Below are 3984 nucleotides of genomic sequence, written 5' to 3'. Positions count from 1 at the left end.
CACCTCGGCGCCCGACTTCGCGCGCGCGTCGCGCGCCTTCACCGCCGCGGCGATGAACCCGGCGAAGAGCGGGTGCGGCTGGAACGGCTTCGACTTGAACTCTGGGTGGAACTGGCAGCCCAGGAAGTGCGGGTGGTCGGGCAGCTCGATCATCTCCACCAGGCCCAGCTCCACGTTCAGTCCGGAGAAGACCATGCCGCCGGCCTCGAACTGGGCCCGGTAGGCGTTGTTGAACTCGTAGCGGTGGCGGTGGCGCTCGTGGACCAGCTCCTGGCCGTAGAGCTCGCGGGCCTTGGTGCCCTCCTTGAGCCGGCAGGGGTAGCTCCCCAGGCGCATGGTGCCGCCCTTGTCGGCCACCGCCCGCTGCGCCTCCATGATGGTCACCACCGGGTGGGGGGTCTGCTCGTCGAACTCCAGCGAGTTGGCGCGCTCCAGCCCCAGCACGTCGCGGGCGTACTCGATGACCGCCATCTGCAGCCCCAGGCAGATGCCGAAGAAGGGGACCTTCTTCTCGCGGGCGTACTTGATGGCCTGGATCTTCCCTTCGGTGCCGCGCTCGCCGAAGCCGCCCGGCACCAGGATGCCGTCCACGCCGTTCAGGTGCTGCTCGGCCCCCTCCTCCTCGATCTTCTCGGAGTCGAGGTAGACGATGTTGACCCGGCAGTCGTTGGCGATGCCGCCGTGGGTGAGCGCCTCGGAGAGCGACTTGTAGGATTCCTTCAGGTCGACGTACTTGCCGACCACCGCGATGTTCACCTGGCCGCTGCTTGGGTTGGTAAGCTTGGAGACCACCTGCTGCCAGTGGGTGAGGTCGGGGGCCTTGGTCCAGATGTTCAGCTTCTCGACCACCTGCTCGTCCAGCCCTTCGCGGTTCAGGGCCAGCGGCACCGCGTAGATGTGCTCGGCGTCGCGCGAGGTGATGACCGCCTTCTCCTCCACGTTGCAGAAGAGCGCGATCTTCGCCTTCATCTCCTGCGGGAGCTCGTGCTCGCAGCGGCAGAGCAGGATGTCAGGCTGGATACCGATCTCGCGCAGCTCCTTGACGGAGTGCTGGGTCGGCTTGGTCTTCAACTCGCCGGCGGTCTTGATGTAGGGGACCAGGGTGACGTGCAGGTAGAGGACGTTGCCCGGCCCGCGGTCGCTTTTCAGCTGACGGATCGCCTCCAGGAAGGGGAGCGATTCGATGTCGCCCACCGTGCCGCCGATCTCCACGATGGCGATGTCGCTTCCCTTGGCGTTCTCCAGGATGTTCAGCTTGATCTGGTCGGTGATGTGCGGGATGACCTGGACGGTGCCCCCCAGGTAGTCGCCGCGCCGCTCCTTCTCGATGACCGAGAAGTAGACCTGGCCGGTGGTGAAGTTGCTTTTCTTGGAAAGCTTGCCGGAGGTGTAACGCTCGTAGTGCCCGAGGTCGAGGTCCGTCTCGGCGCCGTCATCGGTCACGAAGACCTCGCCGTGCTGGAACGGCGACATGGTGCCGGGGTCGACGTTGATGTACGGATCGAGCTTCTGGTGGGTGACCCTGAGACCGCGCGCCTCGAGAAGAGCGCCCAAAGAAGCGGCGGCGAGTCCCTTGCCTATCGAAGAAACAACGCCGCCGGTAACAAAGATGAATTTTGTCTTCACTAAAATAACCTCCGAAGAAACAGGTTAAGATCAAGATCGAGATTAAGAAAACCTGCAACCCTGCTCAACCTTCTACTTTTTGCCAGACTAAAGAGCGTTTTTCAGCACTCCAACCTGGCAGTTTATACTGAATCGCACCTCATGCACAAGATAATCAATCTACAGATTGTCGATAAGATTAAGGCTTCCTTTATCTTAGTCCCAATCCTGATCTCGTTGTTACTCTGCCTTCTTCAACTTGGCCAGCACCTTGTCCAGGTCGCCCGGGGTATCCACACCGATCGATTCGAACTGGGTCTCCACCACCTTGATGCGGTGACCGTTCTCCAGGACCCGCAACTGCTCGAGCTTCTCGGCAAGCTCCAGGTAGGTGGGCTTCAGGGAGGCGAACACCGGCAGGAAGTCGCGCCGGTAGACGTAGAGGCCCACGTGCTTGTAGCAGAGGAGTTTGCCGGAGACGAAGGCGTCGTCCTTGAGATCGTTCCACTTGTCCCGGAAGAAGGGGAGCGGCGAGCGGGAGAAGTACAGCACGTTGCCGCACAGGTCTGTTACCACCTTCACCACGTTGGGCGACAGGAAATCGTGCAGGGTCTTGATCCTGGTCTTCAGGGTGGCCATGGGCAGGGTGGCATCCTGCAAAAGCGGCGGGATGGCCTGGTCGATCATGCCGGGATCGATGAGCGGCTCGTCCCCCTGCACGTTCACGATGATGTCCGCGTCCAGCCGCTGGGCCACCTCCGCCAGCCGGTCGGTGCCGGTCTCGTGGGCAGCGGAGGTCATCTCCACCCGCCCGCCGAAGGCGCGCACGCAATCCGCGATCCGCTCGTCATCGGTTGCCACGATGACCTCGGAGACCAGGCTCGCCCTGGAGGCGCGCTCGTAGACATGCTGGACCATCGGTTTGCCCATGATATCAACCAGGGCCTTACCCTCAAAACGCGTCGATGCATACCTGGCGGGGATAACCGCAGTAATCTTCATTGGCTTCTCAGTGGGAAAATCCAACCGTGGCTGACGGTTGCACTCCCTTAGCGGTTGTAATTACAGGGGTTGTGGATGGCTGGCTGTCCTGCGGAGCCGGTTGGAGACGCCATTAAAACGCACGCGCTCCGTCCCTCATTGGCGGGACGTAACACGTTACATCAAAAGAAAGCGTCATGTCAAGGTGTGAATCAGAGGGAGGCGCTCAGCCGCCCGGACCAGGAGATGGTTTGCAGTTGGGCGGCGAACAACTGATCGAAGGAGAGCCGGCAGCTGTCCAGCTGCTGGTGGAGCCCGGCGAAATCAGTCTTTTCCAGCTTCTCGGCGAGGTTCAGCAGGGTCCCCAGCGGGCCGCTTCGCTCCAGGAGCGCGCAGCGCACGTCCTCCACCAGGTTGAGCTTTTCCACCAGCTCGGCCATGGAGACCTCGAAGAGCACATCTATCAGCGAGAGGACGCCGGTCATGAAGGCGCGTTCGGAAAGCTCTTTGCGGTCCGGCCCCTGCTGGGCCTGCACCAGCAGCTCCATCAGTTTGCCGCGGGCGGCGGCGATCTCCAAAAGCGGGGTCTGCATGCCGTTGGAGTCGTTGCTCGCGTACAGGGCGAGGGTGATCCATCGTTTCAGCTGTTCCAGCCCCAGCACCGTCAGGGCGTGGCGCAGGGTCTTGATCCGGACCCGCATGCCGATGGCGACCGAGTTGACCAGCCGGAGCAGGTTGATGGTGAGCCCGGGATTCTGCTTGAAGGTCTCCTCGATCTCGGAGATCTCCGTCTCCGCCATCACCTGTTTCATGAGCTGCAGCATGGCGAGCTTGCCGACGTCGACCCGGTTCTGCTTGAGCACCACCGGGCGCGCGAAGTAGTACCCCTGGAAAAGGTCGAAGCCGAGCTCTGCGCAAAAGGCGTACTGCTCGGCACTTTCCACCTTCTCCGCCAGCAGGGTGAGCGGCCACTGGCGCAGCTTGCCGACGAAGCCTGGGAGATCCTCGGCGGAGGTCTGCAAGACGTCCAGCTTGACGATGTCGACCAGGGAATAGATCGGGTCGAAGGAGGGGGAATAGACGTGGTCGTCGAGGGCCAGCTTGAAGCCGAGACTCTTCAATTCGCGGCAGCGGGCGGCGACCTGATCGTCGGCGATGATGGTCTCCAGAAGTTCGATGACCACCTGGTCCTTGGGGAGCAGCTCCAGCGCATCGCTCATCAACATCTCGTAGGTGACGTTGAAGAACCCCTTGTGCCGGCCGACCACGTCCTGGAAGCCGAAGTCCGAGAGGGCGTTCAGGATGACCGAGGCGCTGGCGAGCTGGACGTCGTGGATGTTGGCCGAGGAGACACATTCGGCCGACCGGAACAGCAGTTCGAAGCCGACGAGCTGCTGC

The 3984-nt window shown here is 62.2% G+C and carries 3 protein-coding genes; all 3 read right to left on the bottom strand.

Features of this window, described 5'->3' with window-relative positions:
* Positions 1-1626, bottom strand: a 1626-nt coding sequence (gene pyrG / locus VJ604_RS01465; RefSeq protein WP_324079608.1) for a CTP synthase, incomplete at its 3' end; no start/stop codon positions are given.
* Positions 1627-1845: 219 nt separating this feature from the next.
* A complete protein-coding gene (gene kdsB / locus VJ604_RS01460) occupies positions 1846-2607 on the bottom strand; it encodes a 3-deoxy-manno-octulosonate cytidylyltransferase (protein WP_324079607.1) in 762 nt (253 codons plus the stop codon).
* 191 nt (positions 2608-2798) lie between these two features.
* On the bottom strand, positions 2799-3984 hold a 1186-nt coding region (locus VJ604_RS01455; protein ID WP_324079606.1), incomplete at its 5' end, for an EAL and HDOD domain-containing protein.

It is taken from the genome of Geomonas sp. (genome assembly GCF_035254065.1).
GTDB lineage: Bacteria > Desulfobacterota > Desulfuromonadia > Geobacterales > Geobacteraceae > Geomonas.
The sequence above is the reverse complement of the archived record's forward strand: the minus strand, read 5'-3'. Positions and strand labels throughout refer to the sequence as shown.

What these genes read in the sequence shown, in the direction of transcription:
- kdsB (WP_324079607.1), bottom strand. Translation starts at nt 2,607, where the DNA reads ATGAAGATTACTGCGGTTATCCCCGCCAGGTATGCATCGACGCGTTTT.